This is a genomic window from Stenotrophomonas sp. (assembly GCF_032099025.1).
Taxonomy (GTDB): Bacteria; Pseudomonadota; Gammaproteobacteria; order Xanthomonadales; family Xanthomonadaceae; genus Stenotrophomonas.
Genome location: NZ_DAMCID010000012.1, coordinates 55,503 through 73,426, shown reverse-complemented (window position 1 = coordinate 73,426; position 17,924 = coordinate 55,503). Strand labels below are relative to the sequence as shown.

Below are 17,924 nucleotides of genomic sequence, written 5' to 3'. Positions count from 1 at the left end.
GCCAAGCTTACCAAGGCCCACGTAAAGGAAGGGTACGCGTCATCGCATTCGCGCTGTCGCCCCACGCTTTGCTACGCAAACCGCGGGCCCCTTCTTACCAGCACCGACACCCCGCGCCTGTCGGCGCGCCCCCTGACTCAGGGGGCTCTGCTCCTGATGCGTTAAGGGGATGGCGACGTTACATTAACCCCGTCCCTCGCACACTCAACGTTCACATGCGCAAACCCCTATTACTGCTCGTCGCCATCTTCCTGCTGGTCGGCGGCCTCTTCGCCATCAAGGAAGCGCAGCGCGCGCCGAAGCCGCAGTTCGCCCCATCGCTGACCCAACCCGGTGCAGGCCCCGCAGTCAGCACCGACGCACCGGCCAACCCGGGCGCCGCCGCGCAGCAGTCGTCCAGCGCCCTACCCGCCTTCCTGCCCGCCGAAGCGCGCCAGACCATCGCGATGATCCAGCGTGGCGGCCCCTACCCGCACCGCCAGGACGGCGGGGTCTTCAGCAACCGCGAGCAGCGCCTGCCGGACCGCCCGCGTGGCTACTACCGCGAGTACACCGTGGATACGCCGGGCGCCGGCAACCGTGGCGCGCGCCGCATCGTGACCGGCGGCAACCCGCCGACCGGTTGGTTCTATACCGACGATCATTACGAAACCTTCCGCAGTTTCGACGTCCCACCCGCCGGGAGCTGGCAATGAACCACGATGCATTCGAACTGGGCCTGGACGACATCAACAACGCCGGCGTGTACTCCGTCGGTAACCAGGACATCGGGCCGCTGTCGGCGGCCATGCGCGACGCCGGGCTGCGCGTGACCACCATCGACCTGCACGGGTGCAATGACAAGCGCACCCTGCTGGCGCGCATCGCCGCGCAACTGGATTTCCCGCAGTCGTTTGGCGGCAACTGGGATGCGCTGTCGGACAGCCTGCGCGATCTGTCGTGGCTGCAGGCCAACGGCTATGCGCTGTTCTTCAGTGATGCCGATGGGTTGCGGGAGGGCGCGGAGAAGGACTTCGATACCTTCCTGGATGTGCTGGCCGACGCAAGCGATGCATGGACCGAGCAGAACGTGCCCTTCTGGGCATTCGTCGCGCTGCACGAGTAGCTGGGAACAGGTCTGGAGAAAAGCCCCCCTGAGTCAGGGGGGCGCGCCGACAGGCGCGCTTACCCGCCGTTGTCGTCCTGCAATTCCTTCTTGAACGGAATGTCCGGCGGCGGGCGGGCCACGGCCGGCTGGTCCTGCATGTTCGGGTCGGTCAGACCGCAGCCGCCGCCGAACTGCAGGATCGACACCACGCAGGAAATCTTCGAACTGCTGCCCGGGATCGGAATCTCCACGGCCTTGATGCCCTTGCGCACCCACTCGGCCAGCAACGATTCGTTGGGCGCCCAGTATTTGTCGAACGAGGTCGGGGTGTAATCGTACGGCGGGCGCTTGAGCCAGGTGCCGGACTGCGCGATGCGTTCGCGGCTCCAGCCGTCGTTGTCGCCACCGGGCGCGCCGCGCGCGGTATCGCCACTGCCTTCCTGGCCGGGAACACGCACGCTGCCGTCGGCATTGAACAGGCCGTCGCCGGTGCGGCCGGCACCCTGGTTGGCCTGCGCGCCGTTGCGGTCGCCATCGCGGTTGCGGTTGGCGGCGCCCCAGTCGTCGCCGCGCGCCGGCGTTGCCCAGTTGCCCGGGTTCGGTGCGGGGCGCGCGGCCGGCGTACTGGCCGGGGTTTTCGACGGCGTCGTCGCAGACGCCGCATTGCGGCTCGGTGCCGGCTGGGTGGCCGCGCCGGCGGTCGGGCTGGGCGTGGTCGCGGCGGTGGACGCTGCCGGCGTCGGCGTCGGTGATGGCGACGGACGCGGTGTTGCGTTGGGCACGGCGCGTTCGCGCACGGTGACCTCCGGGCTGCGCCCGGGCACGTTGATCTCGCGCTGCGGAACCGGTGCCACCGTGACCGACACCGACGGGGCCGGCGCAATCTCGCGTTCGCGGACCTGCAGCTCGCGCTGCGGCAGCGTCACTTCCACGCGCGGGCCCGGCGTGGGCACCGGCGGCGTGGGCGCATCCACCACGGTGACCTGGCGCTCGCGCACCGCCACGTCCGGCGTACGCAGTTGCGGTTCAACCGGCCACAGCGTGGGCGTAACCGCGCGTGCGGCAGGGGCTTCCACCACCTCCACGGTGCGCTCGCGCACCTGCACCTCGGGTGCTTCGCGCGGAATCACCCGCACTTCGGTGCGCGGCACGCTGGTGGGCGGCACCACGAAATCGGTGGTGGCCTCGGCAACATCGGTGGCCTGGATCGGCTGTTCGACCGCCGTCGGCGCGGGCGGCGTCGGCGCGGGGGTTGGTTCGGCACTGGCGGCCGGCTGCGGCTCGGGCTGGGCCGGCGGCTGCGGGGCGGTGGCCGCGGCGGTACTACCGGCACGCGCGCTCGCCGCAGCAGCCGAGGCGGCCTGCGCACTGGCCGCAGCCGCCGCGCTGCCAGCCGCGGCAGCCGGTTCGCCACCGCCACTTTCCTGCGGCGTGCCGCTGCCGATGAACTCCACCTGGATGCGTCCGCCATCGCCGCCCTGCTCCGGCTCGGTCGGCGGACGGATCAACGCCACCCACAGCAGCAGCGCCGCGAACAGCACGTGCAGCAGCACGCTCAACACCGCCGAGGTCCAACGCATCCAGCGCTGGTCGCGCGGCGCGGGGTCCCAGGTCTGCCACAGCAGGCGGCGCAGCGCCTGCACGGTGCCCAGCGCCGGCAACCGGCCGGGCGAGCCGGGCAACGGCCGGTCGATCAACTGGGCAATCACTTCCGTAGAACGGAACGGACGCGGCAATGGCGTCAACGCGCGCAGCCACAGGCCCCACCCGTAGGGAAGGCCCGTGGTCTTTTCGACGATACGTTTGTCCGGCTGGCGAGCCAGCAGCCAATCGAGGATGTCGTCAGCCCGACGTGATGTCACGCAGGGCGATCAGGCAGCCGTGCCGCGGGGAATGTACGGCGCGTGCCCACTGTCATGGTCGGTCGCGTCGCGCACCGCAGTGATGCCGGGCACACGGCCCATCAGGGTCTTTTCGATGCCCTGCTTGAGCGTGACATCGGCCATGCCGCAGCCCTGGCAGCCACCGCCGAAGCGCAGCAGCACCACGCCATCGGCGGACACTTCCTGCACCGCTACCTTGCCGCCATGCGAGGCCAGCTGCGGATTCACTTCGTTCTCGACCACCCAGCGCACGCGCTCGACCAGCGAGGCGGCGTCGTTCGGGGCTTCACCCTTGATCTTCGGCGCCTTGATGGTGAGCTGCTGGCCACCGGTCGCGTTGGTGACGATGTCGATGTCCGCGCCGTCCATCCACGCCACGCTGGTGGCGGCCACGTACAGGGTGAAGCCGTCGCAGTCCACCGCCCACTCGTCACCGAGCAGGTCGGCCGGTTCGGCAAACTCCAGGCGCGCATCGGCACGGGGGGTGCCCGCGTCCACGGCGCTGAGGCGCACGCCCATGCCGGGCACGGCTTCGCGCTCGATGAGTTTGCGGAAATAGGTCTGGGCGGTGTCGGATATCTGGATCATGCGGCTATTCTAGCGGCTTACATGTTATGCGCTCATTCGGTTTATACACTGTCCAGCGCATTGTTCAGGCATACACGAGATGGAGAATTTCATGGCCGACCTGATTCCCTTGGCGCAGGCCCATTGCGTGCCGCGCAAGGGCAGCGACCACAAGCTGGGCGAAGCCCGGATCGCCGAGCTGCTGGCCCAGGTGCCCGGCTGGGAGCTGGCCGAACAGGGCCAGGCGCTGACCCGGACCTTCCGGTTCAAGGACTACCACGCCACCATGGCGTTCGTGAACGCCCTTGCCTGGGTGGCTCACCGCGAGGACCACCACCCCGACCTGGGCGTGCATTACGACCGTGCCGTGGTGCGCTTCTCCACCCACGACGTGGGCGGGCTGAGCGAGAACGACTTCATCTGTGCAGCCAAGGCCTCGGCCCTGACGGAGTGATACCCATGAAAATGCCTCACCCAGCCACCCATGCGGTGGCGCTACGCGTCTTGATCGCCAGCGCTGGCGTTGCCGCCCTCGCCAGCTGCAGCGGCCCGTCCGAACCGGCCGCGCCGGTGGCGGCGCCCACCGAGGTGGCGGCGGTGAAGACCCCGCCGCCGGAGTACCCGATCGAACTGGCCTGCCAGGGCATCGGCGGCACCAGCACGTTGAAGGTGGTGATCGGCACCGACGGCGTCCCCAGCGAAGTAACCCTCGCCAACGGCAGCGGCAACGGCGACCTGGACCACCGGGCGATGCACGCGGTGATGGCGTGGCAGTTCAAGGCCGCCACCCGCGCCGGCCAACCGGTCTCCACCACCATCCAGGTGCCGGTGAGCTTCAACCCGCCGCAGCCCAAGCCTGATGAGTGCTTCGCGGTCGAAGAGCGGCTTCGCCGGGGCGGCTGAGCCGCGCCGCGCCCTCAAGACCCGCTGCCGCCAGTCTTCCCTTTGCGCGCCCCGACCGGGGCGCGCTGCACAATGACAAGGACACGGTGGCACATGCCGGACATCTCCAATGAAAACGTCTGGGTCGCCCTGCTGGTGACCCTGGCTGCCGGCCTGGCCACCGGCCTGGGCAGCCTGATGGTGTTGTTCTCGCGCCGACCCAATCCCCGCCTGCTCGCCTTCGGCCTGGCCTTCGCCGGGGGCGCGATGGTGTTCGTGTCGCTGACCGAGATCCTGACCAAGGCGATCGATTCGTTCACCCTCGCCTACGACGCGCGGGTGGGCTACGCCTATGCCATGGCGGCCTTCCTGGGTGGCGTGCTGCTGATCGTGCTGATCGATCACCTCATTCCCAACCCGCACGAGAGCCTGGACAAGCAGGACCCGATGTTCCGCGAGAACAACAAGGCCTACATCAAGCGCGTGGGCCTGTTGACCGCCGTGGCGATCACCGCGCACAACTTCCCGGAGGGCCTGGCCACGTTCTTCGCGATGCTGGAGAGCCCGTCGGTGGGCATGCCGTTGGCCTTCGCCATCGCCATCCACAACATTCCCGAAGGCATCGCCATCGCCGTGCCGGTCTATTTCGCCACGCAGAACAAGTTCTATGCCTTCGGCGCCAGCCTGCTGTCGGGGTTGGCCGAGCCGATCGGTGCCGCCATCGGCTACGTGCTGCTGTCCGGCGTGCTCAACCACGCCACCTTCGGCTGGGTGTTCGGGCTGATCTCGGGGGTGATGGTGTTCCTGGCGCTGGATGAACTGCTGCCGGCGGCCAAGCGCTACGCCAAGGGGCACGAGACCGTGTACGGCCTGGTGGCCGGCATGGCCACCCTGGCGATCAGCCTGGTGTTGTTCAAATGGTGATTGGCCACTCGCTCTCGATCCCGATGGCCCCATAACCCTTCTGGGGAAATCGTTCATATGTCCCGAACCCAATGGGCACGTAACGGTTCGTAGATCCACGCCCTGCGTGGAGACCGCGCGCAGCGCGGCCCATGCGACCGGAGACCGTTGTGCAACCGGTCGCGATCAGGCGTCCGGGTGTGTAACAGAACGAAACCGCGTATCAGGCGCCATGGACGCCTGACGGACGTCTTCGGTTGGTTCACACGCGGGAAAATCACCGTACGCCATGGGTTACGTGCTCCGGACGCTTGAGCCGCGCTTCGCGCGGTGTCCACGCAGGGCGTGGACCTACGCATTGCTACGTCACGTTCGAAGTTCCCGCCCCCTCACCCCAACCGGTTCAACACCTCGACCAGCTCGTCGGCCAGCGGTGCGTTGAGCAGATACGGGGTCTTGCCGGCGTCCAGCGAGAACTCCAGCGAGGCGGCGTGCAGGAACAGGCGTTTCAGCCCGATCTGGTCACGAAGCCGCTTGTTGACGTCCGGATCGCCGTACTTGTCGTCTCCGGCTACCGGGTGCCCGAGGTGCTGGGCATGCACGCGGATCTGGTGGGTGCGGCCCGTCTCGATGCGCACCTCGCAGTAGGAATGGCCACCGCGGCGCTCCAGCACCTTGAAGTGGCTGATCGATTCCTTGCCGATCGCATTGACCTGCACATGGCGCTCCCCGCCCTGGCGCAGGCCCACGTGCAGCGGGGCGTCCACGGTCATGGTGCCATCGGGCATGCGCCCCACCAGCAGGGTCAGGTAGCGCTTGCGGATGCCCGCGCCATGGTCTTCACGCAGCAGCGCCTGCAGCTCGCTCAGCGCCGAGCGCTTCTTGGCCACGATCAGCAGGCCCGAGGTATCCCGGTCCAGCCGATGCACCAGCTCCAGCGTCTTGCCCGGGCGCAGCGCGCGCAGGGTCTCGATGGCGCCGAAACTGATGCCGCTGCCACCGTGGCTGGCCACGCCCGAGGGCTTGTTGAGGGCCAACAGGCGCTCATCTTCGTAGACGATGGCGTCTTCGAGCCGCTTCATGAAGGACGCCGGTGGGCCGACCTTGTCTCCCTCCTCGGTGAGACGGACGGGTGGCACGCGGACTTCATCGCCCTCGACGAGCTTGCGCTCGGCCTTGGCGCGTCCGCCGTTCACGCGGACCTGGCCGCTGCGGACGAGCTTGTAGACCAGACTGCGCGGCGCACCCTTCAGCTGGCCGAGGAGGAAGTTGTCCAGGCGTTGCCCGGCGCGGTCGGCCGGGACAGTCAGGAGACGGACGCTGGTCTTGCCTTCAGCGGGTTTGGGGGACGGCACGGTGTCGGTCATTGGCCTTTTATTCTGTTACACTCGGCGGGCGAGATAAGGGATTGATTTCGTTGGAAGTTGCTGTGGGCCAGAAGCCCGGCTTCCCTCGATTCCGGCACAGTGCGCAGCCACCGCCCCCGGGGCGGCCATGTTAGCGGCTCACCGGCGGTCCCGGCCATCGCCGGATGCCTGACAAGCGTCTGCGCTGAAAAAATGTCCCTGTGGCGCTCCAGCCTGGCTGACAGCTGCCTCCGGCCCGCAACACCCAAACCAACACATAAAGAAGCGCTCCCGCGGCCTGCCGTGGTGTCGTAGCGCTGGAAACCCAAGCCGCCCTCCCCGCGCATGCGCGATGGGCGTCGAAGCGTGACCAGAAGCGAAACCCCATGGCGTTCCGCGCGGTAGCAGCGCGCGAGGAACGCAATATGAAGCGAATGCTGATCAATGCCACGCAGGCTGAAGAGCTGCGGGTAGCCATCGTGGATGGCCAGACGCTGTACGACATCGACATCGAACAGCCGTCCAAGGAACAGAAGAAGTCGAACATCTACAAGGGCCGCATCACGCGCCTTGAGCCTTCGCTGGAAGCGGCCTTCGTCGAGTACGGTGGCGAGCGCCATGGCTTCCTGCCGCTGAAGGAAATCTCCCGCGATTACTTCCAGGCCGGGGTCGACCACAACAAGGCCGGCATCCGCGAGCTGCTGCGTGAAGGCCAGGAAGTCGTGGTCCAGGTCGACAAGGAAGAGCGTGGCAACAAGGGCGCCGCGCTGACCACGTTCATCTCCCTGGCCGGCCGCTACATGGTGCTGATGCCGAACTCGCCCACCGCCGGTGGCGTGTCGCGTCGCATCGAGGGCGAAGACCGCGCCGCGCTGAAGGAAGCACTGGACAAGCTGAACATCCCCGACGACATGGGCGTGATCATCCGCACCGCCGGCGTCGGCCGCGATGCCGAAGAACTGCAGTGGGACCTGGATTACCTGCTGCAGGTCTGGAAGTCCATCGCCGAAGCCGCGCTGACCAAGCCGGCCCCGTTCCTGATCTACCAGGAATCGCGCCTGATCGTGCGCGCCCTGCGTGACTACCTGCGCGCCGATGTGGGCGAGATCCTGGTGGACACCCAGGAGCTGTACGACACCGCCCGCGAGTTCATGCAGCAGGTGATGCCGCAGACCCTGCGCAAGCTCAAGCACTACACCGACGACATCCCGCTGTTCAACCGCTTCCAGATCGAATCGCAGATCGAAGGCGCGTACGAGCGCAACGTGCGCCTGCCGTCCGGCGGCTCGATCGTGGTCGACCAGACCGAAGCCCTGACCGCCATCGACGTGAACTCCTCGCGCGCCACCAAGGGCAGCGACATCGAGGACACCGCGTTCCAGACCAACCTGGAAGCGGCCGAGGAAGTGGCCCGCCAGCTGCGCCTGCGCGACCTGGGCGGCCTGGTGGTCATCGACTTCATCGACATGTCCTCCAACAAGCACCAGCGCGAAGTCGAGAACCGCCTGCAGAACGCACTCAAGTACGACCGTGCGCGCGTGCAGCTGGGTCGCATCTCGCGCTTCGGCCTGATGGAAATGAGCCGCCAGCGCCTGCGCCCGAGCCTGGGCGAATCCAGCCAGATCGTCTGCCCGCGCTGCGACGGCCACGGCCGCATGCGCAGCGTTGAATCGCTGTCGCTGTCCATCATCCGCGTGGCCGAAGAGCATGCGATGAAGGAGAACACCGGGCAGGTGCTGGTCCAGGCCCCGGTCGAGATCGCCAACTACCTGCTCAACGAGAAGCGCAGCGCCCTGCGCGAGATCGAGCAGCGCCACGACGCGCCGATCGTGATCGTCGCCGACGAGCAGCTGCACACCCCGCATTACGAAGTGACCCGCCTGCGTGAGAACGAGCTGGGCGACGAAAGCGGCAAGCCCAGCTACCAGCGCGGCACCCCGCGCAAGCTGCCGGTGCATGCCCTGACCAAGGCCCAGCTGAACATTCCGGTCGCCCCGGCGGTGACCAACGTCAAGCACAGCTCCCCGGCGCCCGTCCGCGAAGTGGCCGAACCGGTGGCCGCACCGGCGCCGGTGGCACCCGCCCCGGTGGTCGCTCCGGCCGCCACCGGCGTGGTGGGCTGGCTCAAGCGCATCTTCGGTGGCGAGCCTGCCCCGGCCACCGCACCGCAGCCGGGCAACCGCCCGGCCCAGGACGGCAGCCGCAACGGCCGCAACAAGGACCGCAACGGCAAGGACCGCAACGGTCGCCGCGATGAGCGTGGCGAACGCGGTGGCAACGGCCAGGCGCAGGGTCAGGGCCGCAACAAGGACCGCCGTGAGGGCGAACGCGCCGGCAAGGGCGAGCGCCGCGAGGAGCGTCGCCCCGACGTGGCCGCACAGACCGCGGCACCCGCCGCTGGCCAGGCCCCGCAGGGCAAGCCGCGCAACGAGCCGCAGCAGCCCAAGGCCCCGCGCAATGAGCAGCAGCCGAAGCTGAACCAGAAGCAGAAGCAGCCGGGTCAGCCGAGGCAGCAGAACGACGGCGACAAGCCGGCGCGCCAGCCGCAGGCCGACGCCGCCAAGCCGCTGCAGACCGGTGCACCGGTTGCCGAGGCCGCGCTGGTGGCTGCCGCCGCCGTGACCGTGGCCGATGCTGCGACCCCTGGCACCGCCGCACCCACCGCCCCGGTGGCAACGCCGGTGCCGGCCGATGAGAACCTGACCACCACTGCAGTGGCTGAAGGCGACGCCGCCGAGCACGGCGAAGCGCCGGGCACGGGCGATGACGCCAGCGGCGAAGGCGCCTCGCGCCGTCGTCGTGGCCGTCGCGGTGGCCGTCGTCGTCGTCGTGGCAATGGCGAGCAGGCTGCAGGCAGCGATGGTCTGAACGATGACGGCGGTCTTGACGACGACGCGGACGACCAGGACGGCGAGCAGGACGGTGACACCGCCGCCCACGCCCCGCGCCCGGTGACGGGTAACGGCGAGCCGAACCCCGAGTTCGACTTCGACGACGATGGCGCAGCCCCGGCTGCACCGGCTGCACCGGTCCAGGCCCCGCGCCCGGCCCCGGTGGCCGCCGTTGCCGCCGCCGCGCCGCTGGCCGTGGTCAGCAGCCCGGTCGTGACCGCCGGCCATGCCACCCCGACCCCGGTGGCAACGCCGGCTCCGGCTCCGGCCCCGAAGGCAGAGCCCGAAGCCGAGCGCACTCCGTCGTACACCGACCGCGTGCCGTTCGTGGAGTCGCCGATGCCGGCGGCCCCGCCCAAGCCGGTGGAGGCTGCTCCGCAGGCACCCGTGGCTGAAGCGCCGAAGGCGGTTGAAGCCCCGGTCGTTGTTGAAGCACCGAAGGCGGTTGAAGCCCCGGTCGTTGTTGAAGCACCGAAGGCCGTCGAAGCACCGGTTGTGACCCAGGCACCGAAGGTCATCGAAACGCCGGTTGTCACCGAGGCGCCGAAGGCTGTTGAAGTCCCGGTCGTGGCCCAGGCACCGAAGGCCGTCGAAACCCCGGTCGTCACCGAGGCGCCGAAGGCTGTTGAAGCCCAGGTCGTCACCCAGGCACCGAAGGCCATCGAAACGCCGGTCGTCACCCCGGCCCCGGCCCCGACCGCGCCTGCCGCTGTCGAGACGCCGAAGGCAGCGGACGTCGCTGTCGATGCCCCGGCCGCCGAGCGCAAGGGTCCGACCGAAGTCGGCCGTCCGGTGCAGACCAGCATGCTGGACGCCGTGCACGCCGCCCCGGCCCAGCCGGCCGCACCGGCACCGGTTGCCCGTGTCGAGGCTGCCGAAGCCGCACCGGTGGTGCAGAACGGCCAGCTGTTCGGCACCGCCGCCAGCGACGCCGCACCGACCGATGCCGCCGCACAGGCCGCGCATGCCGAAGCCCGCGAAGACATCCCGACCGATGTCGCCAAGGCCGACGATGCCGACACGCAGGACCCGGAAAAGACCGACAAGGCCTGATCCTGTTCCAGCGGTATGCGTAAAAACAAACAGCGGCCTTCGGGCCGCTGTTTGTTTTTGGGTGGCATTCAAAGAGCGGGAGCCTTGGTCTGCCAATACGCGTGTTTAGGGCCGGCGGCGGTGGGTTTGCGGGGGACGCCGTAAACCCATCCATGGGGGCTTGGTCGCGGCATCCATGCCGCTCACACCCCCGCAAACCCACCCCCGCCGACCCTTCGACAGTTGGTTGGGGGCCATGGGCGAGCAAAAGCAGCCACGCATGGCGTGGCTCTACGCGTTGGCGTAGGCGTTTACGGGGCGAACTGCAGCCGTGTCCATACCCCGTAATGGTCCGAGGCCCAGCGGCCTTCGGCGTAGGGCTGGTCGAACAGGATGCGCGCTTCGCGGGCAAGCAGCTTGTCCTGCTGGAAGAAGATGTGGTCGATCCGCGACGGCGCCTCGAAATAGTGCCGGTTCAACGTGCTGACCTGGGCGAGTTCATTGTTCACATGCACGCTGCCGAAGCTGTCGCCATAGCGCTGGCGCAGCGCGCTCAGATCGCCCGCATCCACCAGCGCGTTGAAATCCCCGGCAATGATCACCGGCGCATCGCCCGACGTGGTCGCGATGAACTTCAACAGGTCTGCGACCTGTTCACTGCGGGTACGGCTGCCGCGCTCATCGGAGCGTTCGTTGAGGTGGGTGGCGTAGATGTTCACCGCCTGGCCCTCCACATCGATGCGCAGGTGCGCCACCGTCCGGTAGTCCGTGAGTGGTGCCAGCAGGTGCTCGCCACGCGCCAGCACCGGGCGCCGGGTCAGCAGCGCGTTGCCGTAGCGCTTGAAACGGCCCGGCGGATCGGTGGACACGAACGCGTAGTCGTACCCCAGCTTGCCCGCCAGCCACGCCGCCTGGTTGCGCACGTAAGGCTTCTGGATCACCTCCTGCAGCGCGATCGCATCCGGCTGCAGCGCCTGCAGCTCGCGCAGGATCACCTTGCGCCGCTGCGGCCAATCCTCACGGTCGTGGTGCAGGTTGAAGGTCACCATGCTCATGCCCGGCGCGCCGGTGTCGGCGGCACGTGCGGGCGATGCCGCCAGCACACAGGCCAGCAGCGCCGTCGCAAGCGCGGTCAGCGACCCCCGCCCGCTCATGGCGCCTTGCGTTCGGCGCGGCGCACCGAGGCCGGAATCTGCACCTCGACCGTGGCCGGCACCCGCGCGATGCGCAGCTCGCCGTTCACCCACTGCGCCGGCTCACCGTCGATGGTGGTGTCGCCGGGGTCACCGCTGTACGGCCAGGGCAATACCACCCCGCCGGGCGGCGACATCAGCCCCGGTGCCACCTGCAGGGTCAGCACCTTGTCGCTGCGGCTGAGCGTGTAGCTCAGCTGCCCCTGCGGCGTGCGCAGACCCTTCACCGCGATGCCCTGCCCTTCCAGCCAACGGCTGGGCACGCCGGCCGCCAGCACCAGGCTGTCGTCCACGTCGCGGTTGTAGGCGAACATGTCCAGCGCCGAACGCACGAAGTCCGACGCCACCCAGGCATGCGGCAGGTCGCCCACGAAGAACGGCTTGCGCGGCGTGTGCGAGACCACCTCGGCCCACTGGTTCCAGGCCTGCGGCGCGCGGTCCTTGAAGAAGAACTCGGTGGCCTGCCAGGCGCGATCGCGCCAGCCCAGGCGCACGAACGCAGCCACGTTGCGCCACTCGTAGGGCGTGTAGTCCTTCCACTCACGCTTGCCGTCGCGGCGTTCCACGAACTGCGTCCAATAGCGCTCGAACGTGTTGTCCAGGTACGGCTGCGGCAACCGGCCCTGCTCACCGGCGGGGGCCAGCGCGATGGTGGTGGAGGTGGCGTCGAAGTCGCCCAGCTCCGCCGAACCCGGCAGGTAGTCGATCTTGTGCAGCGCCGTGGCCGCCAGCAGCGAGGCCTGCAGGTCGTCACGGAACTGGTCGCGCGATTCACTCATCTGCATCGCCTCCACCTTGCCCAGCGTGCTGGCGATGATGGCCGCGTCCTTGTAGCCACGCAGCGCCCAGAAGTTGTCCCAGTACGAATGCATCGGCTTGGCCGAATAGCCTTCGTGGCTGATCGACACCGGCATCATCCCGTAGAACGCCGGGTTGCGCGCCCGGTTCTCCTCGGTGCGCTCGCTGAGGCGCAGCTGTTCCATGTACTGGTAGGCGCCCTGCACGTGCGGCCACATCAGTTCCAGGAAGGTGCTGTCACCGGTGTAGCGCCAGTATTCGGCAATGTTGAAGATCAGCTCGCCATGGCTGTCGTTCTCGGGCACCGGGTCGGCACCGCGCGGGTCAACGCAGCACGGCACCTTGCCGTTGTCGAACTGGTACGGCGCGTACCAGTTCACGTATTCGCGCACCGCGTCGCTGCGGCCCATGCGCAACAGGCCTTCGGAAATCATCGCCCCGTCGCGGATCCAGCTGCGCGAATACGAACGCGTGCCCGGCTGCAGGCTGGGGCCGATCCGCGAGATCAGCATGTGCGCCAGCGCCGTGCGCAGCGTGTCGGCCAGCGGCTTGCCGGCCGCCGGCACCTGCAGCGTCACCTGGTCCAGCTTGGTGCGCCACATCGACGCGACCTGCTGTTGTGCCTTGCCGGCATCGAAGTCCTTCGGCGTGGTCCACTGCCCCGTCTGCGGCAGCACGATGGCCACCTCGCGGCTCTGGCCCGGCTCCAGCCGCCAGCGGTACAGCAACGCGCCAGAGGCCAGACCGGTGGGATCGCGGACCTCGGTGGCCGTGGGCAGCGTGCCGCTGGCCAGGTGCACCACCTCCAGCTTGCCATCGAACGGCGTGGCGAACGCCGCATCCGGTGCCTGTACCGGGTACAGCCGCGGCGCACCGTTGACCTCGACCTGGCCCGGCGCGATGTCCAGCGTGTCGATCCGGCTCACGCCGCCCACCGTGTTGAGGAACTGCCGCGGCGGGTTGACCTGCCACGGGCGCACGGCCAGCGCCAGCGTGTAGTCGTGGGCGACCTTGTCCGGGTTGCGCAGCGTGTAGCGACCCACCAGCTGCGCCTTGTCCGGCGTGCCCTGGACGAAACCGGTGACCTGCAGCGCCGCCTTGGCATGGTGCCAGTCCACGCTGGCGATCGGCAGGTAGTCGTCCTGCAGCGACTGGCGGCTCTCCACGTCGGCCCAGCTCAGCACCTTCTTGTCGACCAGCACGAACGGTTCAACGCTGAAACTGGCCTTGGCGACTTCCAGCGCCCCGTCCTCGCCGATCAACGCCTGCTCGCGGCCACCGTCCAGGCCCAGCAGGGTCCAGTACGGCTGCTCGCCGCTGAAGCCGCGCGGCACGAAACCGCGGGTCAGGTCGGCACCGACCGACGTGACGAATTCATTGGGGGTCTCGGCGAAATCCAGCGGCTTGATCGAAATGTCGCGGATACCGTAGCGCCAGCTGCGCCCGGCCTGCAGGTCGAACCGCAGGTAGCGGGCCTCGGTATCGGGCAACGCCAGCCAGTCGCGGTCGCCACCGCCGCCGGCGGTGATCTCGCGCAGCATGCGCCAGTTGCGCCCGTCCCCGGACGCGCGCACCACGTACCGCGTGGCCTCCAGCCCCGGCAGCCACTGGATGACCGCGCCGCCGAACTCACGCACCTTGTGCAGGTCCAGGCTGATGGTCTGGTCGGGCACCCCGCCGCTGATCCACACCGTGTCCGGCTTGCCGTCGGCGATGCGGCTCTGCAGCGCCGTGGCGGTATCGGCGATCACCGACGGTGCCAGCGCGGACGTATCGGCCGGCGGCAGTGCCTGCAGGGTCAGCCGGTCGAAGCACACCGTGCCGCGCCCGCCCACCTTGTTGTAGATGGTGAACTCCACCGCCGCGCTCTTGCGCAGCGTGGTGTCCGCATCCGGTCCCCAGGCCTTGTCGATCTGGCGCTGGCGGTACTGCACCGGTGTCCAGGTCTTGGGGAACGTGTAGCCGGGCCGGTTGACCCACCACACGTTGTCGCCGCTGGCATCGATGAGCTTGAACTGCAGGTCGTTGCCCGGCGAGTCGCCGCGCAGCTGGAAGCCGATCTGGTAGTTGTCCGGATAGGCGATGGGCAGCTCGCGGCGGATGCCGACGTAGCCGGAGACCTCGTGGAAGTCGTAATCCACGCACAGCGCGCGCCCGCCATTGGCGCCGGCCACGCTGCGCAGTGAACCGCTGACCTGGTCGGACACCACCAGCTTCCAGGGCGACATGTCGTCGAAGCTGTCCAGGACCTTCGGCGCCGGCGGCGGCGCCGGAGGTGCGGCCGTTGCCGCCAGCGACCAGACCACACCCAGACCCAGAACCCCCGCGACGACGGCACGCTTCACCCTTTGACACTCCCCAGCAGCAGACCTTGGATGTAATAGCGCTGCAGCACCAGGAACAGGGCCAGCACCGGAACCACCGTGACCACCGCGCCGGCCATCATCATTTCCACGTCCATGATGTGTTCGCGCGACAACGTAGCCAGGGCAACAGGCAAAGTGTAGTGCTCCTGGTCGGTCAGCACGATCAGCGGCCACATGAAATCGTTCCAGGCGCCCATGAAGGTGAAGATCGACAGGGTCACCAGCACCGGCTTGAGCATGGGCAGCACGATCTGGAAGAAGATCCGCAGCTCCCCTGCCCCGTCGATGCGCGCCGCTTCCAGAAGCTCATCGGGAATGGAGCGCGCGTACTGGCGCACCAGGAAGATGCCGAACACGCTGGCCAGCGCCGGCACGATCACCCCGCCGAAACTGTTGACCAGGCCCAGCTGCTTCATCAGCAGGAACAGCGGCAGCATGGCCACCTGCGCCGGGATGACCAGCGCGGCCAGCAGCACCTGGAAGATGCGCTCGCGGCCGACGAAGCGCAGCTTGGCGAAGGCATAACCGGCCATGGTGTTGAGCAGCAGCGAGCCAAGCGTGATCGCCAGCGAGACGAACAGGCTGTTGACGAAGTTGTTGCCCATGCCGGTACGCGCGAACAGCTCGTGGTAGTTGTTGGTGGTCACCGACGAGGGCAGCAGAGGCGGCGGGAAATGCGCCGCCTCGCCGGTCGGCATGAACGACACCGACAGCATCCACAGCAGCGGTGCCAGGCTGACGGCCGCCAGCACCAGCAACCCGCCATTCACCAACCACGCATGCCAGCGCGACTGGCCAATCTCACGACTCATACCAACTGCCTCTTGCGGCCGAAACGCAGCATGATGCTGGTGACGGCCAGGATGATCAGGAACAGCAGGAACGCCACCGCCGACGCGCGGCCCAGGTTCCACCACTTGAAGCCTTCCTCGAACATGAAGTACAGCACGCTCACGGTGCTCTGCAGTGGGTCGCCGCGGGTCATCACGTAGGGCTCGGCGAACAGCTGGAAGTAGCCGGACACGGTGATCACCCCGACCACCAGCAGCACCGGACCCAGCATCGGCAGGGTGATGTGCAGGAACTGCTTCCAGCGCGACGCGCCGTCGATGCGCGCGGCCTCGTACAGGTCATGCGGAATCGCCTGCAGACCGGCCAGGAAGATCACCATGTTGTAGCCGAAGTTCTTCCACACCGCGAACAGCATGATGGTCGGCATGGCCCAGTTGGGATCGCCCAGCCAGTCGATCGGGCTGATCCCCAGGTGGCCCAGCCCGTAGTTCACCAGGCCGTAGCTGGTATGGAACAGATAGCGCCAGATCACCGCCACCGCCACCAGCGTGGTCACCACCGGGGCGAACAGCGCGGTGCGGAACAGGGCCTTGAAGCGCGCCGCCGGGGCATTGAGCAGCATGGCCGCGCCCAGCGATACGCCGATGGACATCGGCACCCCGACCACCACGAAGTACGTGGTGTTCCACAGCGACTTCCAGAACATCGGGGTCTGCAGCAGGTCAATGTAGTTGCCCAGCCCGACGAAGCGCAGGTTGCCCCCGTCGGCCAGGGCATACAGGTCGAAATCGGTGATGCTCAGCGCCAGCGCCGAGGCCACCGGCAGGCCGAAGAACACGCCGATGACCAACAGGGACGGCCCGGCGAAGATCCAGCCGGCAAGCGAACGCTGCTTCACGGGCTCACCTCCGCCGCCGGGGCGGCAGGCGCGTCGGCCTGCGTGCGCTGTTCATGCATCCAGCGGCGTTTGGCCAGCACCTTGTCCACGCGGTCATCCAATCGATTCACAGCCACATCCTGATCCAGCCCACCGCGTACCACCTGTTCGGTGACGATGCGCATTTCCTGCACGATACGTTCCCACTCCAGCACCTTCGGGGTCGGTCGCACCCGCTCCAGCTGGTCGCGGAACGGCTGCGCCAGCGGGTCGTTGGCCAGCGAGGGGTACTCCCAGGTGCTGCGCCGCGGCGGCAGGTCACCGATGATGGAATGGAAGCGCTCCTGGATCGCCGGGCGCGACAGGAACTCGATCAGCTTCCAGGACGCTTCCTTCTGCTGCGAGCCGCGGAAGATCACCAGGCTGGTGCCGCCGGCGATGCCCGCACCGGGGCCGTCCGGACCCGGCAGTGCGGCGGTGCCCCACTTGCCTTCCAGCTCCTTGGGCTGCAGCTTCTTGAACTCGCGGATGTTCCAGGGGCCGGACAGGTAGAACACGTTGAAGCCCTTGAAGAACTCGTCCCACACGTTGGAGATCTGCGTCTCGGACATGCGCGGTGCCCAGCCCTGGGCGAACATGTTTTCGTAGAACGCCAGCGTGCGGCGGAAGCCGGGGCTGCGGAAGTTGCCACGGGTGTCGTGGTCGCGCAACAGCGGATCGGGCTGCTGCAGCGCGAACGACAGCTGCTGCTCGAACTCGTTGATCGGCATCAGCACCGCGTAGCGGTCCGGACCCTGCATCTTCTTGATCGCCGCCATCATCGTGTTCCACTCGTCCCACGTGCGCGGCGGGTGGTCGAACCCGGCCTTGGCCAGCAGGTCCTTGCGGTAGTACAGCAGGCGCGTATCGACGTACCACGGCACGCCGACCAGCTCGTCATGGATGACGTTGGTGTCCCAGATGCCCTGGAAATAGTCCGCCGGGTCCACCACCTTGGACTGCGCCACGAACGGCTGCAGCGGCGTGAGCGTGTTGAGTTCGGCGAACTCGGGAATCCAGGTGTTGCCCAGCTGGCACACATCCGGCAGCCCGTCGGCCGCGAACGCGGTCAACAGCTTCTCGTGCGCGGCCGTCCACGGGATGTTCTGCACATCGACGTGGATGCCGGGGTTTTCGGCTTCAAATTCGCGGATCAGTCCGCTGACCACTTCGGCTTCGCGGCCCATGGCCCAGAAACGCACGGTCACTCCTTCCGGTTCCTTCCGGCAGGCACTCAACAACAGGCTGCCGGCAATCAGCAGCAGAAC

Annotated in this window: 14 protein-coding genes; 6 read left to right on the top strand and 8 right to left on the bottom strand. The window is 68.0% G+C overall.

Annotated features, from left to right (window positions below):
- Positions 1–215: 215 nt before the first annotated feature.
- Positions 216–695 carry a ribonuclease domain-containing protein gene (locus RT456_RS10500; RefSeq protein WP_313346133.1) on the top strand — a complete coding sequence of 160 codons (480 nt, stop codon included), beginning with the start codon at positions 216–218 and terminating at the stop codon, positions 693–695.
- Positions 692–1,105, top strand: coding sequence for a barstar family protein (locus RT456_RS10495; RefSeq protein WP_313346130.1), 414 nt, complete (start codon positions 692–694; stop codon positions 1,103–1,105). The genes RT456_RS10500 and RT456_RS10495 overlap by 4 nt, the downstream gene beginning before the upstream one ends.
- Positions 1,106–1,164: 59 nt before the next feature.
- On the opposite strand, the gene RT456_RS10490 is transcribed toward RT456_RS10495, so the two are convergent.
- Together RT456_RS10490 and RT456_RS10485 are read right to left on the bottom strand one after the other, a co-directional pair.
- Positions 1,165–2,949, bottom strand: a complete 1,785-nt coding sequence (locus RT456_RS10490; RefSeq protein WP_313346127.1) for a hypothetical protein — start codon at positions 2,947–2,949, stop codon at positions 1,165–1,167.
- Positions 2,950–2,958: 9 nt separating this feature from the next.
- Positions 2,959–3,558, bottom strand: coding sequence for an NfuA family Fe-S biogenesis protein (locus RT456_RS10485; RefSeq protein WP_313346124.1), 600 nt, complete (start codon positions 3,556–3,558; stop codon positions 2,959–2,961).
- 91 nt (positions 3,559–3,649) lie between these two features.
- Here RT456_RS10485 and RT456_RS10480 point away from each other — a divergent pair, with 91 nt between their 5' ends.
- The 3 genes from RT456_RS10480 to zupT all read left to right on the top strand — a co-directional run bounded on the left by RT456_RS10480 (position 3,650) and on the right by zupT (position 5,343).
- Complete coding sequence (locus tag RT456_RS10480) at positions 3,650–3,991, top strand: 4a-hydroxytetrahydrobiopterin dehydratase (RefSeq protein WP_313346121.1); 342 nt, start codon at positions 3,650–3,652, stop codon at positions 3,989–3,991.
- Between the two features lie 5 nt (positions 3,992–3,996).
- Positions 3,997–4,440, top strand: a complete 444-nt coding sequence (locus RT456_RS10475) for an energy transducer TonB (protein WP_313346118.1) — start codon at positions 3,997–3,999, stop codon at positions 4,438–4,440.
- A gap of 93 nt (positions 4,441–4,533) precedes the next feature.
- Positions 4,534–5,343, top strand: a complete 810-nt coding sequence (gene zupT / locus RT456_RS10470; protein ID WP_313346115.1) for a zinc transporter ZupT — start codon at positions 4,534–4,536, stop codon at positions 5,341–5,343.
- A gap of 368 nt (positions 5,344–5,711) precedes the next feature.
- Here the strand turns inward: zupT and RT456_RS10465 are convergent, their stop codons facing one another.
- Complete coding sequence (locus RT456_RS10465) at positions 5,712–6,689, bottom strand: RluA family pseudouridine synthase (RefSeq protein ID WP_313346112.1); 978 nt, start codon at positions 6,687–6,689, stop codon at positions 5,712–5,714.
- 404 nt (positions 6,690–7,093) lie between these two features.
- Here RT456_RS10465 and rne point away from each other — a divergent pair, with 404 nt between their 5' ends.
- The gene (gene rne, locus RT456_RS10460) at positions 7,094–10,612 is read left to right on the top strand and encodes a ribonuclease E (RefSeq protein WP_313346110.1); all 3,519 of its coding nucleotides are present in this window, start codon (positions 7,094–7,096) and stop codon (positions 10,610–10,612) included.
- Positions 10,613–10,902: 290 nt separating this feature from the next.
- On the opposite strand, the gene RT456_RS10455 is transcribed toward rne, so the two are convergent.
- Genes RT456_RS10455 through RT456_RS10435 form a run of 5 tightly spaced genes read right to left on the bottom strand, consistent with a single transcriptional unit; the run spans position 10,903 to position 17,918 of the window.
- Positions 10,903–11,745: an endonuclease/exonuclease/phosphatase family protein gene (locus tag RT456_RS10455; RefSeq protein ID WP_313346108.1), complete on the bottom strand. Its 843-nt coding sequence runs from the start codon at positions 11,743–11,745 to the stop codon at positions 10,903–10,905.
- Complete coding sequence (locus RT456_RS10450) at positions 11,742–14,927, bottom strand: discoidin domain-containing protein (RefSeq protein WP_313346105.1); 3,186 nt, start codon at positions 14,925–14,927, stop codon at positions 11,742–11,744. Before RT456_RS10450 ends, RT456_RS10455 begins: the two co-directional genes overlap by 4 nt.
- Positions 14,924–15,760 carry a carbohydrate ABC transporter permease gene (locus RT456_RS10445; RefSeq protein ID WP_313346103.1) on the bottom strand — a complete coding sequence of 279 codons (837 nt, stop codon included), beginning with the start codon at positions 15,758–15,760 and terminating at the stop codon, positions 14,924–14,926. Before RT456_RS10445 ends, RT456_RS10450 begins: the two co-directional genes overlap by 4 nt.
- On the bottom strand, positions 15,757–16,638 hold the full coding sequence (locus RT456_RS10440) for a sugar ABC transporter permease (RefSeq protein ID WP_313346100.1): 882 nt from the start codon (positions 16,636–16,638) through the stop codon (positions 15,757–15,759). The genes RT456_RS10445 and RT456_RS10440 overlap by 4 nt, the downstream gene beginning before the upstream one ends.
- Entirely contained in the window at positions 16,635–17,918 is a 1,284-nt protein-coding gene (locus tag RT456_RS10435; RefSeq protein ID WP_313346275.1) for a sugar ABC transporter substrate-binding protein, read from the bottom strand. Before RT456_RS10435 ends, RT456_RS10440 begins: the two co-directional genes overlap by 4 nt.
- Between the last annotated feature and the right edge of the window lie 6 nt (positions 17,919–17,924).

What these genes read in the sequence shown, in the direction of transcription:
- RT456_RS10500 (WP_313346133.1), top strand. Translation starts at nt 216, where the DNA reads ATGCGCAAACCCCTATTACTGCTCGTCGCCATCTTCCTGCTGGTCGGC.
- RT456_RS10495 (WP_313346130.1), top strand. Translation starts at nt 692, where the DNA reads ATGAACCACGATGCATTCGAACTGGGCCTGGACGACATCAACAACGCC.
- RT456_RS10485 (WP_313346124.1), bottom strand. Translation starts at nt 3,558, where the DNA reads ATGATCCAGATATCCGACACCGCCCAGACCTATTTCCGCAAACTCATC.
- RT456_RS10480 (WP_313346121.1), top strand. Translation starts at nt 3,650, where the DNA reads ATGGCCGACCTGATTCCCTTGGCGCAGGCCCATTGCGTGCCGCGCAAG.
- RT456_RS10475 (WP_313346118.1), top strand. Translation starts at nt 3,997, where the DNA reads ATGAAAATGCCTCACCCAGCCACCCATGCGGTGGCGCTACGCGTCTTG.
- zupT (WP_313346115.1), top strand. Translation starts at nt 4,534, where the DNA reads ATGCCGGACATCTCCAATGAAAACGTCTGGGTCGCCCTGCTGGTGACC.
- RT456_RS10465 (WP_313346112.1), bottom strand. Translation starts at nt 6,689, where the DNA reads ATGACCGACACCGTGCCGTCCCCCAAACCCGCTGAAGGCAAGACCAGC.
- rne (WP_313346110.1), top strand. Translation starts at nt 7,094, where the DNA reads ATGAAGCGAATGCTGATCAATGCCACGCAGGCTGAAGAGCTGCGGGTA.
- RT456_RS10455 (WP_313346108.1), bottom strand. Translation starts at nt 11,745, where the DNA reads ATGAGCGGGCGGGGGTCGCTGACCGCGCTTGCGACGGCGCTGCTGGCC.
- RT456_RS10445 (WP_313346103.1), bottom strand. Translation starts at nt 15,760, where the DNA reads ATGAGTCGTGAGATTGGCCAGTCGCGCTGGCATGCGTGGTTGGTGAAT.